Below are 25,152 nucleotides of genomic sequence, written 5' to 3'. Positions count from 1 at the left end.
TGGAAAGTGAGGTTATTATTATGTTCCATTATACCAAAGAAACCGATAAATCTGTAGAACAGGCGGTTACTTCGCTGGAGGACAGACTGAAAGAAGCCAAGTTTGGTGTATTATGGGACTTTGATATCGAGCAGACTTTGAAGGATAAAGGATTCGAATTTGACCAGTCATACCGTGTGCTTGAAGTATGCAACCCCAATGCAGCAAAGGAAGCACTTGAGAAGAATGTGATGGTGGGCTATTTCCTGCCGTGTAAAATGGTTGTCTACGATGATCAGGGAACAACTAAATTAGGGTTCCCGAAACCGACGGCCCTCATCAGTATGCTCGATGACGATTCATTGGAGGATTTTGCCCGGGATGTGGAGAATCAGTTGATCAAGGCAGTCGACGAATCAGTTTGATTGCAACCCGCCCTTCAGGTGGTAAACCTGAGGGGTTTTTCAGTTCAATTGTTTCAAATCGATCATTTGTACCGCTATAATTGTAGGATGAGCGATAACAGAATTATGACAAGGAGCGATTTTGATGAAGTACGATTTTGATACACCTATAAATAGAAGAGAAACATATGCCATAAAATGGGATGGGGAGAACTGCTCAAGGAAATGGGGCTCACGGACCACTATGATGAAAATACCATCCCGCTATTTACAGCTGATATGGATTTTCAGGTGGCTGAGCCGATCATCGAGGCGTTGCACAGGACCGTCGACCATAAAATATTCGGCTATACCCTGGCGCCGGATGCCTATTATGAAGCGATACAAAAATGGTTTTCAGATAGGTATGACTGGACTATAGACAAAGGGGAAATCATCTATGCCCCAGGCACGGTCCATGCGTTGAATGTCGCCGTCAAAGCCTATTCGGAACCGGGGGACGGCATCATCATACAGCGGCCTGTCTATCCACCATTCACCGCGGCTGTTGAAGGCAATGGACGGGTCGTGGAGAACAATGCGCTTATCAGGGATGAAGCGAGGCATTATCATATCGACTTCGATGGTTTCGAAGCCCTTGCCAAAAAGAGTGAGGTCAGCATGTTCATCCTATGCAGTCCGCATAACCCTACGGGCAACATATTCAGTCCAAAAGATCTGAAGCGGCTATCTGAAATCTGCCGGGAGAATGGCGTCATCATCATCGCCGACGAAATCCATGGGGATCTGATACGCATCGGTGAAACATTCACGCCGATTGCGAAGGCGTCCGATCATACAGACCATATCATTTCCATGACTGCGATAAACAAGACATTCAATCTGGCCGGCCTGCACTGCACCAATGTCGTCATCACGGATGAGGCGAAGCGGCAGCAGTTCAAGGAGGCGCAAGGGTCGAGCATGCCGAGTCCATTCACCGTGTCTGCCTTGATTGCAGCATATAATGAGGGGGATGAATGGCTGGCGCAGGTGAGGGAATATATCGATGGCAATATAGATTTCGTCATCAATTTCCTGAAAGAGGAAATGCCGACCGTTAAAGTGGAACGGCCTGCCGGCACTTATGTGCTGTGGATGGATTTCAGCGGCTATGGCCTGTCGGATGAAGAAGTGCATGACCGCATCTACAACAAGGCCAACGTCCTGCTGCAGGATGGCAGCAAGTTCGGCAAGGAGGGGAAGGGTTCCAGAGGATCTGCGTCCCTTCTCCGAGATCTGTCCTTGAGGAAGCGATGAACCGCATCAAAGATGAGTTCAAAGATGTGGAGAAATAATCGGACTCATAAAATAATTCAGAAACAGGGTTGCAATCATAATGTGTTTGTAGTAACATGATTTTCAATTAAATGAATCACTTTGATTGATGAAGACAAGTAGCAATTGCCGAATTGCAAAAGAGAGCCGGTGGGTGGTGTGAACCGGTGCAATGGCAGTGTGAATGGACTTCTGTGCAACCGGCGGACGATTAAATCCCCGGCGTATCTCCAACGTTACATGGATGATGCAGCGTCATGCTGCATCTTGAGCGGATCGGCTTGGCCGATCAATAAAGGTGGCACCACGGCTCCCCGTCCTTTTTACAGCGACAGGGGAGCTTTTTGTATTTAAAAATTGAATAAGATGCATATCAGAACAAGTAGTGGCGTACTGCATGGTACAGAGAACCGGGGAGCTGGAAACCGGTCCGTGCAACGTCGATGAATGGGCCTGATCAGCATGCATCCGTCTGCCGTACGTTACACGGCAAAAGCAGGGGCGGCGAGTCCGCCCAATGCGAGGTGGCACCGCGGTGAATCGTCCTCCATAGACCTATAGGTCTATGGAGTTTTTTATTTTAAGGAGGGGAAAATATGACGGCAGAAGTACTGGCAAGATCAGATTATGGCAGCATGAAGCCACACTTGGCAAAATTATCGAAACGTACCGATTTGACCGGCAGGGAGATGACGGAGGCAGTTTCCATACTGCTGACGGACGAAGTGAGCGACAGCGAAATAGCCGCCTTTCTGATGGGCTTGAAAGCCAAAGGGGAGACCGTGGTCGAGATCACAGCGCTGGTGGAGGTGTTGAGGCAGCATGCGATGCCCATACTGCGCGATGTTCCAGGTGTCATGGATAACTGCGGAACAGGCGGGGATGGTTCCAACAGTTTCAACATTTCGACGACCTCCGCTTTCGTCCTTGCAGGAGCAGGCGTAAAAGTTGCAAAGCACGGCAACAGGAGCGTCACAAGCAGGACAGGGAGCTCGGATGTGCTGGCGGAACTTGGCGTATCGCTGTCTTTTCAGCCGAGTGATATCGATCATCTGTTGGAGGACAACGGCATCACTTTTCTCTTTGCCCCTCACGTCCACCCAAAGATCAAGCGCATCATGAAAGTGCGCAACGACCTTAAAGTGCCGACGATATTCAATCTGATAGGGCCGCTCATCAACCCGGTGGCACTCGATTACCAGTTTCTCGGTGTCTATCGGCAGGATAAGGTGAGGACGATGGCAGAAGTGTTGAAAAGGCTCGGAAGGAGCCGGGCGGTGGTCATCAATGGAGCGGGCGGAATGGACGAAGCCTCGCTGCTCGGTGAAAATCATATGATCATACTCGATGATGGAAAAATCGAAGATATGACCTTCACTCCGGAGTCGGTCGGCCTGCCCTCCTATACACGGAAGAAATCAACGGGGCAGCAGTGCAGAGAACGCGCAGATTTTAAAGAACGTATTGACTGGCGAAGCGACACCGGCCCAGCGCGACACGATATTGCTGAATGCCGGCATTGGGCTGTACTGCGCCAAACAGGCCCACTCCGTGCAGGCAGGCGTCGAAATGGCGCAGGAAAGCATTTCATCTGGACAAGCCCTGGCCAAACTCGAGCGACTCGTCGCATATTCAAAAGAGGAGGGTTTTGAATGACTACGATATTAGATGACATCATTGCATATAAACGGCAGGAAGTGACACAGCTCCCCGCCGAGGAAGAGAGGCCGGACAGAACACCCATTTCCTTGAAGGATCGGCTTGACGCCGCCGGGACGATGGGCATCATCGGGGAAGTGAAGCGGGCCTCTCCGTCGAAGGGGACATCAATATCGGAATGGAACCTGATCAACAGGCAGAGAAATATGCAGCAGGCGGTGCTGACGCCATTTCAGTATTGACCGATGACAAATATTTCAAAGGGTCAATGGCCGATCTTGAAGCGGTCCGGAAAGTAGTCGGGCTGCCTGTACTGAACAAGGATTTCATCATAGACGAGCGGCAGATCGATCGGGCATGCCGGCATGGAGCGGATGTCATCCTTCTGATCGTGGCAGCGTTGGATGACGAAGCGCTGGCGCGACTGTTCGCATATGCCTCCAGCTATGGGCTTGAATGCATAGTGGAAGTGCATACTGCAGATGAAATGGAGCGCGCACTGAAGATTCATCCCGCACTTATCGGCATCAACAGCCGCAACCTGAAGACATTTGAAGTGGATTTGGGCAATACAGAAAAACTGCTTGAAGCATATGGCCATCATCCGGTGCACTTCATTGCCGAGAGCGGCATCCGTACAACAGAAGACGGCAGGCGGATGCAGGTGGCCGGTGCCGCAGCACTGCTCGTTGGGGAGACGTTGATGGCCGCAGAAGACCCGACCACAACGATCCGCTCCCTAAAAGGGGTGCTGTAGATGAAGATCAAGATATGCGGCATCCAGACGGTCGAAGCAGCCAGATGGGCTGCAGAAGCAGGGGCCGATATGATCGGGTTCGTATTTGCGACAAGTACTCGGAAGGTCGACATTAACACGGCCAAAAGAATGGCGGAAGCAGTTAGAGGGAAAGTCGAATGTGTGGGGTCTTTGTCAATGCACCGGCTGAAGATGTCGAACATGTCCATAAGGCGGTCGGCCTCGATTATGTACAGTTGCATGGGGATGAGTCGCGCGCATATACGGCAGGCTTGAAAATGCCGGTGATCAAAGCGTTTTCCATCGGCAGCATGCCCATTGCGGAAATGTTCCGGTACGATGCCCGTCACATACTCATCGACAGTCCACCGGCGGAATACCGCGGTGGCAGCGGACGGCGGTTTGACTGGTCGGCACTCGAGGATAAGGCACTCGACCATTCCCGTCTGGTGCTGGCCGGTGGCATCAATGCAGGCAACATTAGGGAAGCAAAACATCTGGTTGCACCTGCAGCTGTCGATGTGTCGAGTGGCGTCGAGGCACATGGCGTGAAGGACAAAGATAAGATATTTGAATTGATCAGAACAATGAAAGGTGGAGAGGAAAGTGGAAAAAATCTATACTCAGCCCGATGCTGACGGCCACTACGGAGAATACGGCGGCCGCTATGTGCCGGAGACCCTTATGCACGCGCTCAAAGAATTGGCGGAAGCCTATGAGGATGCGCAACATGATGAAGCATTCCGTGAAGAACTGAATCATTACCTGGAAAACTATGTAGGGCGGGAATCGCCGCTCTATCATGCCGCAAGGCTATCGGAATATGCGGGCGGGGCGAAGATCTACCTTAAACGCGAAGACCTCAACCACACCGGGGCACACAAGATCAACAACACGATCGGCCAGGCATTGCTTGCCAGAAGGATGGGCAAAAAGAAGGTGGTTGCAGAAACGGGCGCTGGCCAGCACGGTGTCGCCACGGCGACTGTCTGTGCACTACTTGATCTGGATTGTGTCATTTTCATGGGCAAAGAAGATATACGGCGCCAGGAACCGAACGTCTTCCGCATGGAACTGCTCGGTGCCCGGGTCGTCAGTGTCGATCAGGGCAGGGGAACGCTTAAAGATGCGGTCAACGAAGCGCTCAGATACTGGGTCGCCAATGTAGAGGATACCCATTACGTCTTAGGTTCAGCGATGGGGCCGCACCATTCCCGATGATCGTGCGTGACCTGCAGTCTGTAATCGGCAAGGAGACGAAGCGTCAGATGCTGGATAAGGAAGCGCGCCTGCCTGATGCCATAGTGGCGTGCATCGGTGGGGGAGCAACGCAATCGGCATGTTCCATCCATTCATAGACGATGAAGGCGTCCGCCTTGTTGGTGTGGAAGCATCCGGTGACGGCATAGAGACGGACCGCCATGCGGCTTCCCTGAACGAAGGCAGTGTCGGCATCCTGCATGGTGCCAAGATGCACCTGCTCCAGAATGAGGCGGGTCAGGTGCAGGAGGCCTATTCCATTTCAGCAGGCCTCGACTATCCCGGCATCGGACCCGAGCATAGCCATCTGAAGGAGATCGGCCGTGCAGAATATGCACATATCACGGACAGGGAAGCACTGGAGGCGTTCAAGATACTATCCCATAAAGAAGGGATCATACCGGCACTTGAGAGTGCCCATGCGGTCGCACATGCAATCAAGATGGCCGGTCAGATGACCGGTGATGAAATCCTCGTCATCTGCCTATCCGGGCGTGGCGACAAGGATGTAGCGGAAATCAAAGCACGTCAGGAGGGTGAAGCCTAATGGGCAGAAAAAGCATCGCACAACAATTCGAAAATCTGGAAGCGGCCGGGGATAAGGCGTTCATCGCGTATATCATGGCTGGAGACGGTGGGCTGCTGAATCTTAAAGATCAGATACTGCAGCTCGAATCGGCTGGTGTATCCATCGTTGAGCTCGGCATCCCCTTCTCCGACCCGGTGGCGGACGGTCCGGCGATACAGGAAGCCGGAAAGCGGGCATTGGCCGAAGGTGTCACGTTGAAGGAAGTGCTTACGGCAGTTGCAGGCTTCAAGGATGAGATAAACATTCCAATCGTCATCATGACCTATGCGAATCCGGTATTGCGGCTTGGGGTCGGGAATTTCGCCGTGCTGTGTAAAGAAGCGAGCATCTCAGGAGTGATCATTCCGGACGTGCCCTATGAGGAATCGGCAGAATTCGAAGTTCCATTGAAGGATGTGGACATTGCACTGATCCGCTTCGTCACGCTGACCAGTTCAAAAGCACGCATGGAAGAGGTGCTCAAGACGGCGGAAGGCTTCGTCTATGCCGTTACGGTCAATGGTACAACCGGTGTCAGGGACGGCTTCGATGACTCATTGGGTGCGCATCTGGAGGCTGTGCGGCAGGTGAGTCCGGTCCCTGTGTGTGCCGGCTTCGGCATCAAGACGCGGGAGCAGGCTAGAGAGATCGGTGCGCATTGCGATGGTGTCATAGTCGGCAGCCGGATCGTCGAACTCCTGCATGCCGGGCAGGCCGAAAAGATAGCCGACCTGATCCCTGAAAGTGCCGGAATCGAAAAGGTGCGACAAATTGATTGAAAAGCGCGCTGTGTTTTATCTACAATAGTAGCGAAGGATAAAATATTCTGGAGGCTACTATGACACATATCAAATTTGACTATTCCAATGCTGCAGGGTTCATGAACCAGGAAGAAATTGAGAATCTTTCCCCTTTCGTCTCAAAAGCGCATGAGATGATCCATGACAAGACGGGGCGGGCAGTGACTTCCTCGGCTGGGTCGGGCTGCCGAAAGACTACGACAAGGAAGAATTTTCACGCATCAAAGCGTCTGCCGAGAAGATCCGGAAGGATTCCGACGTTCTGCTCGTAATCGGCATCGGCGGCTCATACTTGGGTTCCAAAGCTGCAATTGAAATGTTGAAACCGACATTCTCACATGAAGGGACGGAAATTATATTTGCCGGCCACCACTTGTCCAGCCACTACATGAATGAATTGAAGACCTATCTCGAAGACAAGGATTTCTCGATCAACGTCATCAGCAAATCAGGCACGACGACGGAACCGGCAATCGCCTTCCGCATCTTCAAGCAGCTCCTTGAGGAAAAACATGATGACGCAAAGGGCCGCATCTATGTCACTACGGATAAGGAGAAGGGCGCCTTGAATACACTCGCCCGTGAAGAAGGCTATGAAATGTTCGTCGTCCCGGATGATGTCGGTGGCAGATACTCGGTATTGTCTGCAGTCGGACTGCTGCCGATCGCCGCTTCAGGCATAGACATCGATGTCATGATGCAGGGCGCTGCCGATGCCATGGAGGAACTGGCTGAACCGGCGCTTGAAAAGAACCCTGCATACCAATATGCTGTGGTCAGGAATGCCCTCTACGACAAAGGCTACATTGTGGAGATGCTGATCAACTATGATGAGCGGCTCAAGTATTTTGCGGAATGGTGGAAGCAGCTGTTCGGTGAAAGTGAAGGGAAGGACAACAAAGGCATATTGCCGCACAGTGCCAACTTCACCACTGATCTGCACTCATTGGGACAATATATCCAGGAAGGCCGGCGCACGCTCATGGAGACCGTCATAAGCATCGGGACTCCCCTCAGCGAACTGACCATCGAAGAAGAATCCCAGGACCTTGATGGCCTGAACTATCTCGCAGGCATGACCGTCGATGAAGTCAATCGTCAGGCGATGCGCGGGACCATCCTGGCCCACGTCGACGGCGGCGTGCCGAATATGATGGTGGAAGTGCCTCGTCTTGATGCCTATACGTTCGGCAGCATGGTGTACTTCTTCGAGATGGCATGTGCGATGAGCGGCTACCTTCTTGGGGTCAACCCGTTCAACCAACCAGGTGTTGAAGCATACAAGCAGAACATGTTCGCGCTACTCGGCAAATCAGGTTATGATTCATTGAGAGAACAATTGAATGACAGACTCCGATAAAAACTATATAATCAAGGGAAGATCAGGCTATATTACAAAGTAATATAGCCTTTATTAAATGTGCGAGGTTATGCGTATTGGAACTCGAAGCCCTACTCAAGAATTTGACCACACAGGAAGGTCTGGAATCCCTGTTTGCTGAAGTGGAAGCACTCGGACCGCTAGTCGGGTTCGTTCTGACACTGATCGAATCGTTCCTGCCGTTCCTGCCGCTTTTTGCGATTGTCATCATAAACATCAATTCCTACGGTTTCATAATCGGCTTCCTCCTCAGCTACTCGGGGACGGTCGGTGGCAGTTACCTTGTCTTTCTGACGATCCGTTATTTTCTCCGTGCGCCTGCCCAGAAGTATATCCACAGGCATAAACGGTTGGAGGGGATGCTTGAATTCATCGACCTGAAGGGGTTCTCCTTTTTGCTGATCCTCCTGTCCCTGCCTTTTACGCCAAGTTCAGTCATCAATCTTATAGCCGCTTTATCGAACATAAGAAAAGTCGTATACTTATATATATTGCTAGTGTCCAAGGCGATTATGATACTGCTGATGTCCATCGTCGGATATGATATTACATCATTCTTCACTTCGCCGCTGCAGTTGACGCTGTCAATCATTTTCCTTGTGGTGCTGTATTTCTTTTCAAAATGGTACCAGAGGTATATCAATAGTAAATTGGAGAAATAGGAGGGAAGCGGATGAAGAAGGAAGTTGGAGAATGGCTGATGGCCATCCTCGTATCAGTCGTCCTGATTGTTCTGATCCGATCCTTTCTTTTCGTATCCTACTCGGTCGACGGCCTGAGCATGGATCCGACATTCGAAGATGGAGATAGGGTCGTAGCCAATAAAATCGTGGAATACTTCGGTGGATATGAAACTGGGGATGTGGTCGTCTTCAATTCTGAGGCGGGGCCAGCCTATGTCAAAAGGGTCATCGGAACACCGGGGATACGGTGAAGATGGAAGACAAGCAGGTATATGTAAATGGGGAGCCTCTTGAAGAGGACTATGTGGTGAATACCGGGGATTCCTATATGGATAATTTTACACTTTCCGATCTTGGAGTTGAAGATGGAGAGATTCCGGAAGATCAATTCCTTGTACTCGGGGATAATCGTCCCATCAGCCGTGACAGCCGGGACTTCGGCATGGTGGATAGGGAACAGATTATAGGTGAAGTGCAGTTGCGTTTTTGGCCACTGAACAGGTTTGGTACCAATTTCGATTGATGGGCACCCTTATTCGGGTGTCTTTTGTCTACTTGAAGGAGTGAATATATGGGAATCAATATTTGGACTGGAGTGAGCGGTACAGGGAAGACCAGGCAGATGTTCGATGAAATCGGCCAGATTACGGAGAAGGCGCCTCTTGGCTCCAGCATATATATAGTGACACCGACCCAGAACACATTGCGGTATGAGAACATCATCACCAATCCGACAGCGGAGAATCCAGGCGTCGGCAGCCTGCGTACAGCTGTCTTCAGCTTCAACCGGCTCATGTGGCATGTGTTTAATGAAACGGGGCATTCGACGCGTGATGCGCTATCGGCAGGCGGGCACATCATGCTGCTGCACAAGATGATGAATGAGATGAAGCAGACGCTCCGCTTCTATAAAAACAGCGCACAGTACATAAAGTTTTCGGATAAGGTTTTGGATATGCTGAGTGAATTGCGGGCCTACCGGGTGGTGCCTGATGATTTCGAGCGGATAGATGCGCCGGCCGGCCGTGTCGCCGATAAGATGCACGACTTGGAGATGATCTACCGCAGATGGGAAGACCGCATCACCGAACTCCAGATAGAGGATATCAACATAGCGGATCAATTCATCGAGTTGTTGTATTCAGATGTGCCGATCCGGTCACTTGAAGATGCCGTCATCTATATAGATGGCTTCCATAACTTTACGGAGAGTGAGTTTGCGCTGATCCAGGCGCTTGAGACAAGGGTGCGGACGATCAATCTGCTGCTTACACACGAAGGCGCGAACAAACAGCTTTTCCGGAAAACTGATGCGGTGATCGAGCGCCTACGCTACTACATGGGGGATGACAAGCTTGATTTTACGCACTTCGGTGAAGCGTTCAGGCGCTCGGATAAGGCCGGACTGATCCAGATGGAACGCTACTTCGATCAGGATCAGAAGATGTTCGACTATGACGGTGTCATCTTTACCGAAGCACCGACGGTGATTGAAGAAGTCAATGATGTGGCGCGTGAAATAGAGGATCTCGTCTTTCAGGGAAAGCGGCCTATAGCGATATAGGTGTGCTCCACCGGGATCCTAACTACGAACCAATCATCCAGTCTGTGTTCAGGCGCTACGATATCGCCTACCATATAGACCGCAAGATACCAATGTATAAGCATCCATTCATCCAGTTTGTGATGGGGCTGCTCGAGTGCTACACGAAGCACTATGAAGCGTCTGCCTTCATGAACGTGCTGAAGGCCGGATATTTGCATGAAGATGCTGAGCGCGGTTATGTTGACTTGCTTGAGAACTTTATATTGGAACGCGGCATCGAAGGGACCCAACTGTTTGATGACGACCATTTCCGCTATCAGACTGAAGTCACCGATTTTGGAGTGCGGCGCGTCGATAGAGGGGAAGAACATGCTGGCATGATCGACTTCAAGAACCGTATGCTGACACGGCTTGAAACGCTGTATCAGGCATTCAGGGAAGCGGATACAGTGCGTGGTTATATCGGCATCATCTATGATTTCGTCGTTGATGAAGGAATCGCGGACAGGCTGATTGATGAGATGGAACAGCTTGACGCGGCAGGTGAAGTCGGAAGGCGCGATGAGACGGAACAGGCCTACAATATGTTCATCCGCCTACTCGATGACGCCTACGTCGTCTTTGATGATGAAGAAGTCTCCTTCACCATCTTCTATGAAACTTTCATCGATGGCCTAAAGAATGCCGAGTTCAGTCTATTGCCTTCAACCATCGACCAGGTGATGGTGGGGTCACTCGACCTCTCCAAGGTGGAGAACAAAAAGTACATCTTCATGATCGGATTGAACCGTGACGTCATGCCACGTGAGACGACAAGCACGGACATCATTACAGATGAAGAAAAAATGGTGTTTGAGCATGCCGATATCGAACTGTCCCCGAGCTCCCGAACTTTGGCGCAGGATGAGCGCTTCGTCTTCTACCTGGGCGTGACACGGGCGACTGAAGGGCTGTATTTGAGCTGGTCGAGTACTTTGCCGTCAGGGACAGCACCAAGATAAGCCCTTTCATGGCTGAACTGCTGCCGGGAGAAACAGGTGTCAGGCACTATGAATACCGGAAGACCAATGAATACGACCGCTTCGCACCAAGCCGCCTGATCACTTCGATCGACAGCATGGAACCCTTACTGCATCTTAAGATGCGTGAGATGATGACCGCTCCGGTCGATGGGCCACAAGCATTCCTTTCGCTGCCGGAGTACGGGGGTGGATTGAAGCCTACCAATAGTGGCCGAGGAACGTTGGCATGATGTCTATCCCCGCCTCAGGCGTAACCTCACCCATGACAACCGGGCAGAACCGCTGGCACGTGAGACGGCAGAAGCGCTCTACTCCACTGAGATGAAAGCCAGTGTGTCGAGGTTCGAATCGTATTTCAGATGCCCATTCCAACATTTCAGCCGCTATGGACTGAAGCTCCGGATACGTAAGCCGTATGAAGTGGCGCCACTTGAGCTCGGCAACTTGTACCACGAGGTGCTGTATGACGTCGTGAAGCAGCTGGACTATACGCTGCTGCATGAAGAAGAGACTATAGAACGCGCCGTGGACCACGGGATAGAACGGTTCTCCAAAGCGATCCAATACGGCATCTTCGAGCGTACGGGCTATTACCAGTCCTTAAAAAAGCGCGCCGGGGATGCGATCATGCGCCTACTGCTCTTCATGAAGGATATGGAGGCGCATGGGTCATACGATATAAAGGATGCGGAGCTGTCGTTCGGCTTCAGGGACAGTGAAATGGAAGCGGTGACGCTGACGTCGGATGACGGTTACAGCATCCTCCTGCGCGGCAAGATCGACCGCGTCGACATGTATGACATCGGGGACGCTGCATACGTCAATCTGATCGACTATAAGTCGAGTACGAGGAGCATATCCCGTGCAGGCATATTGAACGGGCTTGAACTTCAGATGATCACCTATATGTACGTGCTGATGAAGCATGGCCCTGAGCATTTCGGCAAGGAAAAGATAATGCCGAACAGCATGTTGTTCTTCCCAGTGCGGGACCCGCTCATTGCGCTTGATGATGAGGCATCACTCGAGACGGTCGAAACGGAACGCCGAAGGCGCATGCGCCCGGACGGCGTATTCATCAACGAGCACCCGGAATATGATGGCATCATCGACGAGCACTCCATCGGCATCCAGGGCATGCTGTCTGAGTTTGAGGATTTCAAGGCGTACGGCCGCTATCTCCCTGTATCAGTTACGAAGAACGGGAAGATCAATGGGCGGACCCGGCACCGGTATATGAGTCCCCATCTGTTCACCCATTATGCGACGCATGTATTGGGGATGTACCGGGAGGCCACCGACAGAATCTACAGCGGTGACGTCCGCGTCTCCCCGATGGAGATGGAAGGCGGGCGGCTGCCTTGTGAGATGTGCGACTTCAAGTCGGCATGCCATATCGATGCCCTGATGAACCGTGAAGATATAAGAGTCAGCGCCTATGATGAAGAGTCAATAGGTGAATTTGAAAGCGAGGTGGCCGTAGATGGTCCAGTGGACGGATAGACAGCTCGAGGCAATTGAATATGAGGGGTCTGATGTATTGGTGGCGGCGGCAGCCGGAAGCGGTAAGACGACCGTCCTCGTCGAACGCATCATCCGTAAGGTGCTCAGCGGGAAATACAGCATTGATGAAGTGTTCGTGGCGACATTCACCAATATGAGCGCCCGTGACATGAAAGATAAAATTGAGGCGGCACTGCAGGCAGCCTACCAGGATAAGCGCGACCCAGCCATATATGCAGAAATCCTGAAGCTCAAAGAAGCCCATATCAAGACGCTCCACAGCTTCTGCCTGCACCTTATCCAGATGCACTACAATGCAATCGGACTGCCGCCTGATATGCGCACATTGGGTGACGTCGAAATGAAGATCAGGCTTGAGCAGGCCATTTCGAATGTTTTGGAAACCTATTATAAAAAAGCGAATCCGGATTTCAACCAGCTGGCCATGATGCTGTCATCCGACAAGAGCAATGATGGGCTCCAGAACACGATACGGGACCTCTACCACACCGCTGTGGCGAGTCCAGGATCCGAGAGGGTATCTGGAGGAGAACCTCGATCAGTATCAGGATGAAGGTTATCTCGGGGGCATATTGGCCTCCCACAACCATGATGTCAGCCTGAAGCTCGCTGCATTGTACCCGGATATCGAACGGCTTTTTGAGCATTATAGGACAGCAGTACACACATCCATAAAAGAAACGCAGGTACGGGATGCCTTTGACGGCCTGGAAACACTTGAGAAAAGCGTGCGCCAAGCGATGGAGACCAACCGCAACGGTGATCCGGTCGAGCTTCCGCCCTATATGCTCAAAGACGGCCGCTCGGCGTTCATCCGCAATATCGAAGATGAAGATGAGAAAAAACGACTGCTCGACGTCCAGAACCGGGTCAAGAAACGGTATCAGGAAATACGTGAACTACCCGCCTATACCTTCTCCCTCGTCAAGGAGGAGTTGTCGCCCCTCAATGGCATAAGGAACACATTGATTGAAATCGCACTGGAAGTACTCGAACGGTTCCAGAGCGAAAAGAGGGCACGCAATGAAATGGACTTTTCGGACTATGAACATTATGCCCTGGCCATATTGGGTGCTGAAGATGGTGACATCAGACGCCGCTACCGTGCACAGTTCAAGGAAGTCATGATCGATGAATATCAGGATGTCAACCGTGTGCAGGAAGCGATTATACAATCGCTGAAGTCGGGGATGAACAGGACGGCAACTTATTTATGGTAGGGGATGTGAAACAGTCCATCTATAAATTCAGGCAGGCAGACCCTTCACTATTCATTGAGAAGGCGGAACGCTTCAAAAATCCTGGAAGCGGCAGGCTGATCAGTCTGAACCATAACTTCCGTTCACGGGGGGAGTCATTGATGTGACGAATGATGTGTTCGGACGTATTATGGACAAGGAAGTCGGGGAAGTCGATTACGACGAAACCCATCGGCTTGTTCAAGGGAACTATCTGGATGCCCCACCGCTGGCATCGGAATGCCACATTATAGAAAATGCGGAAGGGACGGGGAGTGATGCGGAGATCCTCCATATTGCAGAAATCGTCCGCAAGCTCAGGAAGAAAGGCGTCGACTATCAGGATATCGTGATTCTGACCCGCAATACGCGGGATAATGAAGCGTACCGCAAACTGCTGTCTGCAGCTGAGCTGCCTGTTTTTGTCAACAACCGTTCGGGTTACTTGGATACTCTTGAAATCCGCACGATGATCAGCCTGCTGTCGATCATCGACAATCCGCTGCAGGACGACCATCTCGTCGGTGTAATGAGGCTCCCCATGTTCGACTTTTCGGAAGATGATATTGCTGAAATCCGGGCACGTTCGGACGAGGATTACTTGTATGAGGCAGTGTTGACATATGAAGGCTCTGCAGTCGTCATGAAAAAGATAGGAATCCTGAGCGAGGCGCTTGAAATGTTCCGTTCCCACGCACGGTATATGAGCGTGCCGGAACTCATCGATGAAATCTATGCCGAACTGAATATACTGGAATATTTCGCAGGCATGCGTGGCGGTCTGACCCGGCGGGCGAACCTGAACGGCTTCATCGAAAAAGCCATGGAGTTTGAAAAGATGTCGCATCTGTCACTTTATGACTTTATTGCGTACATTCACCGCATGATCCAAGATGGTCAGGATTTCGGGAGGAGAATACAGTCTCAGATGGAGATGACACATTGCGCGTCATGACCATCCATGCATCGAAAGGTCTGGAGTTCGGCTATGTCATCTATGCGGGTCTCCATCGCCAACTGAATATGATGGATCTGTCAAGGAAGGCGGCAGTGCACCCTGATGCGGGCATCGCATTCAAACGCTATATGCCGAAGCATCAGGCAGTACTTCCAAGCATCCACTCGGAAGTCCTTAGGCGGATGGTCCGCCGTGAGCGGATCAGTGAGGAGATGCGTCTCGTCTATGTGGCGCTGACCCGGGCAGTCCACCAGCTCATCATTCCACTTGTCTATAAAGATGAACGGAAGGATAAGTTCAGCTATGAAGGCGGCATGGTCCATGCAGATGACCGTCTGGCCATCCAGACATCAGGGACCTGCTGGCCCCCGTACTGGATCAGATCCCAAGCCAGACACTTGAAATGGCGGAGATCGGAGAAATCAAGGAAGTCAGGCAATCGAAGGAGCATATTACGCTTGATGACATCGAACAGTTGAAGACAAGCGGAAACCAACTGCTTAAGGAACGCATCCTTTACCGTTATCCGGATCAGGCGGCGACGCGCACCGTATATAAGGAATCGGTAACGGAAATAAAAAGGCGGAATGAAACGCCGCCAGATGATAGTGCGGTTATCCGGCATGACCGCACGCCGAATTTGAGGGCCCCCAATTTCAGGAGCAGCTCGATGGAAGCGCCTGTGTTTGGTACCATGATGCACGAATTGATGATGCATCTTCTGAACCGGTACGATGAAATAAGCGGTATGGATAAAATAGAAGAGGGGCCGCTTGAGGATTTCATGCTCGATATGATCAGAGTGCATACTGAAGAAGACCCTCTGATTACGGATGCCCACCGCGACAAGATGATGATCAACATGAAGCGCTTCATGTCTGATGACGATATGCGCCAGCTCTTGGATGACAGCCTGGAGATATATACGGAGACGCCTTTCATCATGAACCAGGCAGCAATCGGATATTCGGACTTCAGCAGCCAGATGGTCCAGGGGATCGTCGATGTATTGCTTGAGATGGAGGAGGGCTATGTCATCATCGACTATAAGACAGACCGGCTGCGTCCGGGGATGAAGTGGATGATCTGATCGATCGTTACCGTACACAGATGGACATATACAGGCGATCCATCATGCAGGCCCTCAATAAAAATGTTACTGTATACCTATATTTCTTTGAGTATGGAGCGGTTAAAATTGATGACTGATAATATGAGGGCCAGAAGTATACTTGGCTTTGCCTTGTTCCTTGCCCTCCTGATGAACGGATTATATTTCATGATGCCCTACGATGCAGTGAACCCATACGAATACTTGCACGGAATCAATCTCAGCACTTTCCTAGCGCTTGATATCTTCATCGGAGGAGCAGTCGTCCCCTGATTGCACTTGTGGGCGGCTATCTCCTCCATTCCTATAGGGGGATTGGCGTCGGGAACCTGGCTAAGGTGCTCGGATTTCTATTGGCTCTGGGAATAGTGCATACATTTTTCGTCCACGCATTCGATTTCCTTCCCGGACTGGCGCTGATGGGCCTGGTGACGGTGTTATTCGTGAGGGCGCACTGGAGCGCACCGCTGTTTAGCGGCTTAGCCTTGTTTGCTGTGCATCTGACAGCGAATGTACTTGTCGGTTTCTTTACAAACATAGGGTCTCCGACAGACATCATCTATACGGCCATGCAGGATGTGACGGAGTACACTTCCGTCTTCCGCGATACGGACTATTTTGCGATTGTCGCGATGAATATTGAAATATTTTCACAGAATGCATTGAGCAGCTTGTATGGTCTCATATTCACCGTCCTGCCCTGGCTGCTCATCGGACTTTCCTTCGGCAAGCTGGATGTTGTCCGGATGATTGCTGCCGGGCCCGTGATGGCCATCGTACTTTTCGTCGTGCTGGCAGGTGGTGGAATCGCAATGAAGATGGCCCAAGTACTGACGCTTGGAAGTTACAGTGGACGACTGCTTGCCGAAAACTTTGGTGGCCCTGTCCTCGCCTTGGGCTATTTCTTCCTGTTGGCGTATGCCACTATAGTCCTGCCAGGGAGGATCATCGGCGTATTCAGCCGTGCCGGTAGATACATCGTCACGCTTTATGTGTTATCGAATATCATGTTCATGCTTGTCTTCTATGGTATTGGCATGCGCTTGTATGGAGAAATGGAGATTTCTTCCATGATATGGCTTGCTTCAGCAGTCTACATCTTTCTCCTCGTGCTCTCTGCTGTCATGGAAAAGTATAATGTGAAAGGAATCGAGCATTTGTTTGCGAATAATTCTGAAAATGACATGAAAAACAAGAGAGACATGTTATAATATAATAAATACACATAATAAGAGGAGCGTATTCCATGAAATTTCTAACATTCTATTACCAGGACCATACGTATTACGGCGTCAAAGTAAAGCGTGAAGAGAGTGCGTGGATCCTGCCAAGATTGTTTGAGGCATTCGGCTCGGAGGAAGCATATCCAAAACACTTCTGGAAGGCATCTCAAAGTATCACACACTCGACTTCCAGGAATTAGTACGTAAACTTGTGGAGAAAGCAGAAGCTTCCGAAAATCCGGACCAATATAAAGCGCCTTTCGATGAAATTACATTCAAAGCGCCTGTAACCCCTCCGAATAATGTGATTGCTTTCGGACGAAACTACCAGTCCCATGCCGACGAAATGAACAATGAGGTGCAAAGCCTCTATGTCTTCACCAAAGCGGCGACGAGTCTGGTGGAGATGGGGAAACGATACCGAACCATCAGGATATCACTAGCCAACTCGACTATGAGGGGAACTCGGTGTAGTCATCGGAAAACGTGCCGAGAAGGTTCCGAGTTCAATGGCGCTTGACTATATATATGGCTATACAATCATCAATGATATTACTGCACGCGACCTTCAAAAGGAGCATAAGCAGGCCTTCTTGTCGAAGAGCTTGAAGGGTGGCTGTCCGATGGGGCCATTCATCGTAACTAAAGATGAACTTCCGAACCCGGAAGAGACATCCATCGTGACTAAAGTGAACGATGAAATCCGCCAGGACGGCAGCACGAAGGAGATGGTCCTCAAATTGGACGAACTCATTGCGGAAATCTCCAAATTTGTCGTGCTGGAGCCGGGTGATGTCATCGCAACGGGTACCCCGGGAGGAGTCGGTGCCGGCATGGATCCCCAGAAATTCCTGCAGCCGGGTGACGAGGTGCGCATCGCAATCAATGGCATCGGTACCCTCACTACGCATATTGGGAAGTAATTTCCTCTTAAATATGATAGAATATTGATGATTCATATTTGAAAGGAAGATTTATGTGATACATCTGCACTTAACGGCACTGGTCCTCGCGATCATCCTGTTTTTCATCACTTATAATTCAATCGATTATCCGGATGGCGAATCGAAATACTCGAAACCGCTGCACATGGTGTTGAGGCTGGTCTATCTGATCATCCTATTCAGTGGCCTTATGCTGTTCCTCGATTTCGGCAGCGGCAACCAGATGCTCTATGGCATCAAATTCCTTCTTGGATTGGTGACGATCGGCCTGATGGAAATGGCCATCATCAAGCAGCGTAAAAAAGGCACAGGCCGCAATCTTATGATTGGACTCATCGTATTCCTGGTCATCACGATTGCACTCGGCATCTACTTGCCGATGGGTCCTTTGAGCGCAATGTTCCAGTAATGGCAGAGGCACTCCTTTAGGAGTGTCTTTTTTCATGGAAATTTGTGAACGTTTATTGAAATGAACCTTTTTTAAAACGTTATCTAGTATACTGAACCTATAAAAGCAGAAGGTAGGATCGCAATGAAGAAAACTATGATATATATGGCGATGCTGTTGATGGCATTCGGTTTGACCTATGACACAGCATCTGCAGAAACAACCAATAACAGAATCTATACCATCGTTGTCGACCGGTTCATGAGTGGAGATGACGGAAATGACATCAATGTAACTGATGAGAAAGAAACACCGTTGCCATTCGGCGGTGATTTCCAAGGTATCGAAAGCAATCTGGACTACATAAAGGATATGGGGTTCAACGCCTTGATGCTGTCTCCTGTATTCGACCGGGCCGAAGATGATTATCTGGGCTATGACGTTAAAGAATATGGTGAGATTGAAGAAGCTTTCGGGGGGCCGGAAGCGTTTCAAAGCCTGATAGATGCCGCGCATGAGCGGGGGATGGATGTCATCGTCGATATGCCGGCCACTTTGACCGAAGGTTATACCGCTTTTGATGCGCCCGTATTGAATGATATCCAACAGGACTATTACGACATGATTGAGGCAGAATTCATAGACCTCCAAAACGCTGAAAACCAGAAACGATACAAGGAAATGGCACGTGAGTTCACTGAGGCATACAATATCGATGGACTCAGCATGACGGTAATCCAGGATGGCATCGACGCCAAAGAATTTCTGCCTGAAGATGTCACGACCTATGGAATAAGTGGCGCCGATGATATTTCACTGGAAGGCTTCGACCATGCTGCTTCAAATGATCTGCAGGAAGCCTTATCATATGGCTTCAGTAAGCCTGACCGTGAAATCCCTGCCTACCCGACAGACGGTACCCTGCTTCTTGCAGACCACTGGTTCAGTGAGCGCTTCACCCATGATGTAGTGGAGGCAGATATGTTCCCCGGCACGCGCATCAATCAACTGACCACTTACTTGTATGCCTATCAGGGGCCTATCGCGTTTCAGTATGGTACTGAAATTGCATTGAACGGCGATGAAATCCCGATTGTCCACAGACAGATGGATCTATGGACAGACCAGGAGCTGGTGGATGAAATTGAAGCCATCAATGAAGTGACGCAAAAGCATCCCCAGATCTACCAAGGCGAGACTGAAGTCATCAAAAATGAGGATGGTCACTTCGTGCAGCGCTATTATACATCAGACGTGGATTTTGTATTGAACATAAACAGTACCTCAGCCACTGAAAATGTAAAAGTGCCGTTTGAGGGTGAAGATGAAAGCAAGATGCTCAGCGGCATGCTCATAGGCGACCTGATCCGCGGCAGTGACATGGAAGATGATGCGTTCCTTGCGGTATTGGACCGTGAAGAGAGCGAACTCTATGCCATCATTGAAGAAACCGGAATGAACAATGGCTATATATATGCAGGCCTGCTCATTTTCGGGGGCTTCGGCCTCTTCGTCTGGCTGGTCGCAAAGAGGCGCCGACCGAAGGACGAGAAGTGATTGGATTAGGAAATAGAAGATGACTTGATCAACAAAGGACCAGCTGGGCTCCATAATGGAGCCCAGCTGGTCCTTTATCTTTAGCGGTATTCATTCATTTTTTCGATGGCTTTATATCCCACCATGTTCAAGACGCTTTTAGGGCTTGAGTATGGGGGGAATAGGCGACTTCGATATTGGTGAGATCAGTGACGGATCCACCAAGCCTGATGTGGGTGGCAAGGATGTCGATGCGTTTATCGACACCTTCAGTGCCGACGACTGAGGCGCGTAGTATACTGCCGTCTTCTTTATGGGCGTATACCCTGACTCGTATTGGACTACTGTCTGCCATATATCCTGCTTTGTTTTTCTGGGTGTGATCGACGACGAAGTAAGGGTAGTCTTCCAGTTCTTCTTCAGACAAACCAAGACCTGCAATATCATAATCGAAGAAGCGCATGATGTTGGTGCCGAGTAGCCCTTCAAAGCGCACCGCTTCATTTCCGCTGATCTGATGGCTGATGACGAACGCAAGGCGATGCGCCCCCACGCCAGGGCGACGTTGACGCGCCGGTCTTTCACATGCTGATAGAACGTCTCGATTGAATCCCCGAGCGCATAGACGGCATCCTTATTTGTCCGTCCGCGGTCATCTGTGCATATGTGACCGGAATCATTCAATGTGATGCCTGACCCTTCCAGGAATCCAGTTGATGGATTGATGCCGATGCCTGCAATGATCATTGGAGCAGAAATCTCCTCGCCAGTCGATAACGTGGCAGTATCGCCTTCGACCTTTTCAATTTCCGCCTCGAGTTTTACTTCCACGTCGTGCTTGTGAAGTGCTTCCAGGAAGAAGTCGCTCATGTCGCTCTCAAGGGGGGCGTATATTTCCTTACGTCGGTGCACCAGCGTAACATGGATGCCACGTTGGACGAGGTTTTCGACCATTTCAAGGCTGATGTACCCGGCGCCCACGACGACCACATGATCAATATCATGTTCTTCGATATACGATTTTATGGCGTCCATATGGTGAAGGGCATGAAGGACAAATGCCTGAGGGACATTCTCCAAGGCCGGGATGATCCGTGGACTGGCCCCAGGTGATAGCACCAAGTGGTCATACGCTGCTTTAAAGACATTGCCGTCCTCAAGATTTTTGACATTTACTGTCTTGCCATCCGGATCGACGCCGACTACTTCATGGCGTGTTTTGACGATGACATCACGCTCCTTGAAGGATTCAGGAGTAGCGGCGATGAGTTGGTCGCGCCTTTCTACTTCCCCTCCTACATGATAGGGCATCCCGCAGTTTCCATAACTGATGTGCGGGCCTTTTTCATAGATGGTAATATCGATTTCCGGATCGAGCCTACGGAGTTGGGCGGCAGTTGTGGCGCCGCCAGCGACTCCCCCGACGATGATGACTTGTGTCATTTTTACACTCCTTCGTTGAAATAGAACATTGCCACAGTACCGTTCCCGGTATGGCTGCTTATGGTGGGTCCGATGGTTGAAATCTTCACATCGGGAACATTTGTATCTTCGAGTATCTTCTTTTTCAGCTGTTCTGCCTGGGCTTCCGCATTTGAATGGGTCAGGTGCACTTCATGTGTGACGTTGTCGGCAAGGAGATGCTTGGTCATGCTTGAGAACACCTTTTTTATGCCGCGATGCTTTTCAAGGGGCACAAGTTTCCCATCTTCGACATGGAGGAGTGGTTTGATGTTGAGCAGTCCGCCGAGGAATGCCTGACCTTTCGACAGGCGACCGCCCTTAGCAAGATAGTCAAGATCGTTTACTGTGAAGAAATGGCGGATGTTCTTCACATCCTGTTCTATCTGTTCAATCATGACGTCTTTTTCCATACCTTCCTTCAAGTATCCATGGGCGCGCTCTATTATCATGCCGAGACCATAGCTCGCGGACTTGGTATCGATGATTGTGATATCCGCTTCAGGAAGCTCCTCGATGACTGTATCACGGGCTATCAGGGCACTCTGATAAGTGCCTGACAACTCACTTGAAAATGCAATATATAGGATGGATTCTTCTTTTTTTGCATATTTCCTGAAGATATTGGTGAAATCTTCAGGGTTTGCCTGACTCGTCAATGGGCGCTTACCTTCTGTGATGGCTTCCAACACTTCCAAGCTCGAAATCTCATACTGATCATGGTAATCGTTGTCGTCGATGGTGATGCGCAACGGGATCATCTCGATGTCCATCTCCTTAAGCTGCTGTAGGGGAATGTCTGAACAGCTGTCCACTAGCAATTTCATATTAACCGCTCCTTCCTTTTATAGACGCAATTTGAAAAAATCGTTCAGGAATTGTCCGATGCCGTCATTGTTGTTTGTGTCTGTCGTATAATCTGCTGCATCCTGTATTTCTTTTATCGCGTTGCCCATAGCCACGCCATGTTCGGCATATTTGATCATTTCGGTATCATTGTCCTCATCGCCGAATGCAATGATATTCTTCTGATCGATGCCCATGTAGCCACGGACGTAATTGATGCCGACTGCTTTGTTGATGCCTTTTTTGACGATTTCTATTACAGGGTAGGGTGCGCCCCAGCGCCGATGTTCGATGGCGTCCGCAAAAAGGTCATCCAGTGCTTGTCTGATGTTCGGCACTTCAGGCTCCTCTGCCTGAATCAGGATTGTGGTCGGGCCTGATTCGATGGTCTGAGTCAGGTCACCGATCCTTATCTCGGGGTTACCCATGCTGAAGGCTTCAAAGAGAACCTCATCATGATAGTGGAGATAGACGTTGTCCTTGACTTCAGCAATTATATTTTGGATGTTGAGGTCAGGCACCCGGCGCACGATCTCCTGGGCGACTCCCAGATCAAGTTCCTCGTGGACGGTCCGGAAGTAGAGGTCGCTTGGATGATGGACGAACGCCCCGTTGAAATTGACTATCGGAGTATCCATGTCCAGTTCCCTGTAATAGGGTTCGCTCGCCCTGTAGGGACGGCCGGTCGATATCATCAGTTCATGCCCCATCTCCTTGAGTTCGAGCAGGACCTTTTTAGTGAACGGGCTGATCTCCTTTTCGTCTGTCAGCAACGTCCCATCAAGGTCGAGACATATAAGATGTTTTTCCATTATGCAAAATCTCCTTGTTAATATTCATAAAACTATCATATCATTTATGTTTATCTAGTGTGGTTTTTTTGATATATTAATAGTATATACTCTGGAAGGAGTGAGATAAATGGATAAAATGATGGAAGAAAGTATGATGGGCGCACTCGAGAACGTGATCGACCCGGAACTTGGCATCGATATAGTCAACCTTGGACTGGTCTACGGCGTACATCTCGATGAAGATGGCAATGCTGGTGTCGAGATGACATTGACTTCAATGGGTTGTCCGATGGGGCCGCAGATTGTCGATTCAGTCAAACAGGCGCTTTCGGAATTGCCGGAAGTGGAAGAGACTGAAGTCAACATCGTCTGGAACCCACCATGGGATAAAGATAAAATGAGCCGCTACGCGAAGATTGCGCTTGGCGTCAGCTAAAGGCATGAAAAAAGCACTCATCAGAGTAGACTAACCTAATTATTTGAGACAATATAAAACACCTTCGAAATGGTACAATGTTCATCAAGTACTGAATCGGAGGTGTTTTTGCATGGGCAAAAACGTATATTCAAGTGAGACCAAGTGGGCAGTGGTCAAAGCGAAAATGGCGGGTGAATTGACTACAAATGAAATTATGGAGAAATACGGCATCAAGAATAAATCTCAAATTTCCACATGGGTCAGATGGTATAAGCAAGGGGAACTTTATCGATTTGATCAACCGATTGGAAAGCAGTATACCTATGGACATGGTCCTGAAGCGCGCTCAGCTGATGAACGAAAAGATCGTCAGATTGAACATTTGAAGATGGAGAACGATATTTTAAAAAAGTATATGGCGATCGAAAAGGAGTTGAAAAAGAAATAGTTCTGACACTTGTTGAAAGAATGCAGACCAAATACACGATTACTGCCATTTTAAGTGCATTGCTTGTGCCGCGTTCAACCTACTACCGATGGCGATCGGAAGCCACTGATTCATCGTTGACCGATGTCGAGCGGACAATCATTGATATATGTGAGTCGACGAAGTATCGATACGGCCATCGCAAGGTGAGAGCGTTGTTGCAGCGAGACTACAATATCAAAAGGAATCGGAACACTGTGCAGCGCATCATGCAGAAATATCATCTACAATGCCGGATTAAGCCGAAAAAGAAATGGCAGTCACAAGGGGAAACCATTATTATCGCACCCGATCGAATCAAGCGTGACTTTCAGGCTGCCGCGCCCAACCAAAAATGGGTCACGGACATTACTTACATCCAATACGGGCGCACTGTGCAGTACCTGTCAACGATTATAGATCTTTACAACAATGAGATTGTCGCAGCCAAATTGTATAATCATCAGCAGACGCCATTAGTGCTGGATACACTGAAAGAAGCTTTGGAGAAACGGGCACATCCTAAAGGCGTGATCATTCATTCGGACCAAGGGAGTGTGTATACATCATATGCCTATCAGTCATATGTAATGGAAAATAATCTGGTGAGCAGCATGTCCAGACGCGGGAACTGTTGGGATAATGCGGTCATCGAATCGTTCCATTCTAACCTGAAGTCTGAAGCGTTTATATACACCAGATTCAATTCACTCAGTAATGTTGAGACGATTTCACGTGTGAATCAATACTTAAAGTACTATAACGAAGAAAGAATACAAGAAAAATTAGGCTACCTTCCTCCAATTCATTTTGGAGGAAGGTAGCCTAATGAAGGTGTTTTATATGTGTCTCATACTGCTAGGTCAGTC

25 protein-coding genes, 7 pseudogenes and 1 other annotated feature are annotated in these 25,152 nt (G+C 49.8%); of the genes and pseudogenes, 28 read left to right on the top strand and 4 right to left on the bottom strand.

The window, feature by feature from the left end:
* Positions 1-20: 20 nt before the first annotated feature.
* From ACYF68_RS12075 to ACYF68_RS11955, 25 genes and pseudogenes are all read left to right on the top strand, one after another.
* The gene (locus tag ACYF68_RS12075; RefSeq protein WP_461047124.1) at positions 21-404 is read left to right on the top strand and encodes a DUF302 domain-containing protein; all 384 of its coding nucleotides are present in this window, start codon (positions 21-23) and stop codon (positions 402-404) included.
* Between the two features lie 204 nt (positions 405-608).
* On the top strand, positions 609-1,682 hold the full coding sequence (locus ACYF68_RS12070; RefSeq protein ID WP_461047122.1) for a MalY/PatB family protein: 1,074 nt from the start codon (positions 609-611) through the stop codon (positions 1,680-1,682).
* A 115-nt stretch (positions 1,683-1,797) separates the two neighbouring features.
* Positions 1,798-2,025 (top strand) — a binding site (T-box leader).
* A 310-nt stretch (positions 2,026-2,335) separates the two neighbouring features.
* Positions 2,336-3,356, top strand: a pseudogene (trpD, locus tag ACYF68_RS12065) (anthranilate phosphoribosyltransferase).
* Positions 3,353-4,116 (top strand): annotated as a pseudogene (locus tag ACYF68_RS12060) (indole-3-glycerol phosphate synthase TrpC). The pseudogenes trpD and ACYF68_RS12060 overlap by 4 nt, the downstream one beginning before the upstream one ends.
* A 158-nt stretch (positions 4,117-4,274) precedes the next feature.
* A complete protein-coding gene (locus tag ACYF68_RS12055) occupies positions 4,275-4,754 on the top strand; it encodes a phosphoribosylanthranilate isomerase (RefSeq protein ID WP_461047120.1) in 480 nt (159 codons plus the stop codon).
* 46 nt (positions 4,755-4,800) lie between these two features.
* A pseudogene (gene trpB / locus ACYF68_RS12050) lies at positions 4,801-5,923 on the top strand (tryptophan synthase subunit beta).
* Complete coding sequence (gene trpA / locus ACYF68_RS12045; protein WP_461047118.1) at positions 5,923-6,723, top strand: tryptophan synthase subunit alpha; 801 nt, start codon at positions 5,923-5,925, stop codon at positions 6,721-6,723. The pseudogene trpB and the gene trpA overlap by 1 nt, the downstream one beginning before the upstream one ends.
* Positions 6,724-6,782: 59 nt before the next feature.
* Positions 6,783-8,104 (top strand): annotated as a pseudogene (locus tag ACYF68_RS12040) (glucose-6-phosphate isomerase).
* A gap of 77 nt (positions 8,105-8,181) precedes the next feature.
* Positions 8,182-8,787, top strand: coding sequence for a TVP38/TMEM64 family protein (locus ACYF68_RS12035; protein ID WP_461047117.1), 606 nt, complete (start codon positions 8,182-8,184; stop codon positions 8,785-8,787).
* A gap of 11 nt (positions 8,788-8,798) precedes the next feature.
* Positions 8,799-9,331, top strand: a pseudogene (gene lepB, locus ACYF68_RS12030) (signal peptidase I).
* Between the two features lie 48 nt (positions 9,332-9,379).
* Complete coding sequence (locus tag ACYF68_RS12025; RefSeq protein ID WP_461047115.1) at positions 9,380-10,372, top strand: PD-(D/E)XK nuclease family protein; 993 nt, start codon at positions 9,380-9,382, stop codon at positions 10,370-10,372.
* A gap of 2 nt (positions 10,373-10,374) precedes the next feature.
* Entirely contained in the window at positions 10,375-11,355 is a 981-nt protein-coding gene (locus tag ACYF68_RS12020) for a PD-(D/E)XK nuclease family protein (RefSeq protein WP_461047113.1), read from the top strand.
* An 8-nt stretch (positions 11,356-11,363) separates the two neighbouring features.
* The gene (locus ACYF68_RS12015) at positions 11,364-11,606 is read left to right on the top strand and encodes a hypothetical protein (RefSeq protein WP_461047111.1); all 243 of its coding nucleotides are present in this window, start codon (positions 11,364-11,366) and stop codon (positions 11,604-11,606) included.
* Positions 11,584-12,879: a PD-(D/E)XK nuclease family protein gene (locus ACYF68_RS12010; protein WP_461047110.1), complete on the top strand. Its 1,296-nt coding sequence runs from the start codon at positions 11,584-11,586 to the stop codon at positions 12,877-12,879. Before ACYF68_RS12015 ends, ACYF68_RS12010 begins: the two co-directional genes overlap by 23 nt.
* Positions 12,860-13,453: a UvrD-helicase domain-containing protein gene (locus ACYF68_RS12005; RefSeq protein ID WP_461047108.1), complete on the top strand. Its 594-nt coding sequence runs from the start codon at positions 12,860-12,862 to the stop codon at positions 13,451-13,453. The genes ACYF68_RS12010 and ACYF68_RS12005 overlap by 20 nt, the downstream gene beginning before the upstream one ends.
* Positions 13,350-14,120, top strand: a complete 771-nt coding sequence (locus ACYF68_RS12000) for a UvrD-helicase domain-containing protein (protein WP_461047106.1) — start codon at positions 13,350-13,352, stop codon at positions 14,118-14,120. The genes ACYF68_RS12005 and ACYF68_RS12000 overlap by 104 nt, the downstream gene beginning before the upstream one ends.
* Positions 14,114-14,266: a UvrD-helicase domain-containing protein gene (locus ACYF68_RS11995; protein ID WP_461047104.1), complete on the top strand. Its 153-nt coding sequence runs from the start codon at positions 14,114-14,116 to the stop codon at positions 14,264-14,266. The genes ACYF68_RS12000 and ACYF68_RS11995 overlap by 7 nt, the downstream gene beginning before the upstream one ends.
* On the top strand, positions 14,263-15,093 hold the full coding sequence (locus tag ACYF68_RS11990; RefSeq protein ID WP_461047102.1) for a 3'-5' exonuclease: 831 nt from the start codon (positions 14,263-14,265) through the stop codon (positions 15,091-15,093). Before ACYF68_RS11995 ends, ACYF68_RS11990 begins: the two co-directional genes overlap by 4 nt.
* The gene (locus ACYF68_RS11985) at positions 15,090-15,575 is read left to right on the top strand and encodes a 3'-5' exonuclease (RefSeq protein WP_461047630.1); all 486 of its coding nucleotides are present in this window, start codon (positions 15,090-15,092) and stop codon (positions 15,573-15,575) included. Before ACYF68_RS11990 ends, ACYF68_RS11985 begins: the two co-directional genes overlap by 4 nt.
* Positions 15,500-16,186 carry a PD-(D/E)XK nuclease family protein gene (locus tag ACYF68_RS11980; RefSeq protein WP_461047100.1) on the top strand — a complete coding sequence of 229 codons (687 nt, stop codon included), beginning with the start codon at positions 15,500-15,502 and terminating at the stop codon, positions 16,184-16,186. The genes ACYF68_RS11985 and ACYF68_RS11980 overlap by 76 nt, the downstream gene beginning before the upstream one ends.
* 111 nt (positions 16,187-16,297) lie before the next feature.
* Complete coding sequence (locus ACYF68_RS11975) at positions 16,298-16,480, top strand: hypothetical protein (protein ID WP_461047098.1); 183 nt, start codon at positions 16,298-16,300, stop codon at positions 16,478-16,480.
* An 8-nt stretch (positions 16,481-16,488) separates the two neighbouring features.
* Positions 16,489-17,418: a DUF418 domain-containing protein gene (locus ACYF68_RS11970; RefSeq protein ID WP_461047096.1), complete on the top strand. Its 930-nt coding sequence runs from the start codon at positions 16,489-16,491 to the stop codon at positions 17,416-17,418.
* 35 nt (positions 17,419-17,453) lie between these two features.
* Positions 17,454-18,353, top strand: a pseudogene (locus ACYF68_RS11965) (fumarylacetoacetate hydrolase family protein).
* Positions 18,354-18,408: 55 nt separating this feature from the next.
* Complete coding sequence (locus ACYF68_RS11960) at positions 18,409-18,783, top strand: YisL family protein (RefSeq protein WP_461047094.1); 375 nt, start codon at positions 18,409-18,411, stop codon at positions 18,781-18,783.
* 123 nt (positions 18,784-18,906) lie between these two features.
* Positions 18,907-20,319: an alpha-amylase family glycosyl hydrolase gene (locus ACYF68_RS11955; protein ID WP_461047092.1), complete on the top strand. Its 1,413-nt coding sequence runs from the start codon at positions 18,907-18,909 to the stop codon at positions 20,317-20,319.
* A 127-nt stretch (positions 20,320-20,446) separates the two neighbouring features.
* On the opposite strand, the gene ACYF68_RS11950 is transcribed toward ACYF68_RS11955, so the two are convergent.
* From ACYF68_RS11950 to ACYF68_RS11935, 4 genes and pseudogenes are all read right to left on the bottom strand, one after another.
* Entirely contained in the window at positions 20,447-20,761 is a 315-nt protein-coding gene (locus tag ACYF68_RS11950) for a hypothetical protein (protein ID WP_461047628.1), read from the bottom strand.
* A gap of 197 nt (positions 20,762-20,958) precedes the next feature.
* Positions 20,959-21,741: pseudogene (locus tag ACYF68_RS11945) on the bottom strand (FAD-dependent oxidoreductase); the annotation flags it as partial.
* Between the two features lie 2 nt (positions 21,742-21,743).
* The gene (locus ACYF68_RS11940; protein ID WP_461047090.1) at positions 21,744-22,586 is read right to left on the bottom strand and encodes a DegV family protein; all 843 of its coding nucleotides are present in this window, start codon (positions 22,584-22,586) and stop codon (positions 21,744-21,746) included.
* Positions 22,587-22,604: 18 nt separating this feature from the next.
* Complete coding sequence (locus ACYF68_RS11935) at positions 22,605-23,417, bottom strand: Cof-type HAD-IIB family hydrolase (RefSeq protein ID WP_461047088.1); 813 nt, start codon at positions 23,415-23,417, stop codon at positions 22,605-22,607.
* Positions 23,418-23,526: 109 nt separating this feature from the next.
* Between ACYF68_RS11935 and ACYF68_RS11930 the strand changes: the two genes are divergently transcribed.
* From ACYF68_RS11930 to ACYF68_RS11920, 3 genes are all read left to right on the top strand, one after another.
* The gene (locus ACYF68_RS11930; protein WP_344704190.1) at positions 23,527-23,835 is read left to right on the top strand and encodes a metal-sulfur cluster assembly factor; all 309 of its coding nucleotides are present in this window, start codon (positions 23,527-23,529) and stop codon (positions 23,833-23,835) included.
* A 112-nt stretch (positions 23,836-23,947) separates the two neighbouring features.
* The gene (locus ACYF68_RS11925) at positions 23,948-24,265 is read left to right on the top strand and encodes a transposase (protein ID WP_461046725.1); all 318 of its coding nucleotides are present in this window, start codon (positions 23,948-23,950) and stop codon (positions 24,263-24,265) included.
* Positions 24,262-25,107 carry an IS3 family transposase gene (locus tag ACYF68_RS11920; protein ID WP_461047626.1) on the top strand — a complete coding sequence of 282 codons (846 nt, stop codon included), beginning with the start codon at positions 24,262-24,264 and terminating at the stop codon, positions 25,105-25,107. The genes ACYF68_RS11925 and ACYF68_RS11920 overlap by 4 nt, the downstream gene beginning before the upstream one ends.
* The last annotated feature ends 45 nt before the right edge of the window (positions 25,108-25,152 follow it).

Source organism: Salinicoccus sp. CNSTN-B1, from assembly GCF_054792835.1.
Note: the sequence above shows the minus strand (reverse complement) of the source record. Positions and strands in the feature narration are given on the sequence as shown.

Excerpts from the sequence above, each read along its gene's own strand:
- ACYF68_RS11975 (WP_461047098.1), top strand. The coding sequence starts at position 16,298 with ATGACTGATAATATGAGGGCCAGAAGTATACTTGGCTTTGCCTTGTTC.
- ACYF68_RS11930 (WP_344704190.1), top strand. The coding sequence starts at position 23,527 with ATGGATAAAATGATGGAAGAAAGTATGATGGGCGCACTCGAGAACGTG.
- ACYF68_RS11935 (WP_461047088.1), bottom strand. The coding sequence starts at position 23,417 with ATGGAAAAACATCTTATATGTCTCGACCTTGATGGGACGTTGCTGACA.
- ACYF68_RS12000 (WP_461047106.1), top strand. The coding sequence starts at position 13,350 with ATGATGGGCTCCAGAACACGATACGGGACCTCTACCACACCGCTGTGG.
- ACYF68_RS11950 (WP_461047628.1), bottom strand. The coding sequence starts at position 20,761 with ATGCGCTTCTTCGATTATGATATTGCAGGTCTTGGTTTGTCTGAAGAA.
- ACYF68_RS12055 (WP_461047120.1), top strand. The coding sequence starts at position 4,275 with ATGTGTGGGGTCTTTGTCAATGCACCGGCTGAAGATGTCGAACATGTC.
- ACYF68_RS12070 (WP_461047122.1), top strand. The coding sequence starts at position 609 with ATGGGGCTCACGGACCACTATGATGAAAATACCATCCCGCTATTTACA.
- ACYF68_RS11940 (WP_461047090.1), bottom strand. The coding sequence starts at position 22,586 with ATGAAATTGCTAGTGGACAGCTGTTCAGACATTCCCCTACAGCAGCTT.
- ACYF68_RS11980 (WP_461047100.1), top strand. The coding sequence starts at position 15,500 with ATGGCGGAGATCGGAGAAATCAAGGAAGTCAGGCAATCGAAGGAGCAT.
- ACYF68_RS12005 (WP_461047108.1), top strand. The coding sequence starts at position 12,860 with ATGGTCCAGTGGACGGATAGACAGCTCGAGGCAATTGAATATGAGGGG.
- ACYF68_RS12015 (WP_461047111.1), top strand. The coding sequence starts at position 11,364 with ATGGCTGAACTGCTGCCGGGAGAAACAGGTGTCAGGCACTATGAATAC.
- ACYF68_RS11985 (WP_461047630.1), top strand. The coding sequence starts at position 15,090 with ATGACCATCCATGCATCGAAAGGTCTGGAGTTCGGCTATGTCATCTAT.
- ACYF68_RS12025 (WP_461047115.1), top strand. The coding sequence starts at position 9,380 with ATGGGAATCAATATTTGGACTGGAGTGAGCGGTACAGGGAAGACCAGG.
- ACYF68_RS11995 (WP_461047104.1), top strand. The coding sequence starts at position 14,114 with ATGGTAGGGGATGTGAAACAGTCCATCTATAAATTCAGGCAGGCAGAC.
- trpA (WP_461047118.1), top strand. The coding sequence starts at position 5,923 with ATGGGCAGAAAAAGCATCGCACAACAATTCGAAAATCTGGAAGCGGCC.
- ACYF68_RS12075 (WP_461047124.1), top strand. The coding sequence starts at position 21 with ATGTTCCATTATACCAAAGAAACCGATAAATCTGTAGAACAGGCGGTT.
- ACYF68_RS11925 (WP_461046725.1), top strand. The coding sequence starts at position 23,948 with ATGGGCAAAAACGTATATTCAAGTGAGACCAAGTGGGCAGTGGTCAAA.
- ACYF68_RS11955 (WP_461047092.1), top strand. The coding sequence starts at position 18,907 with ATGAAGAAAACTATGATATATATGGCGATGCTGTTGATGGCATTCGGT.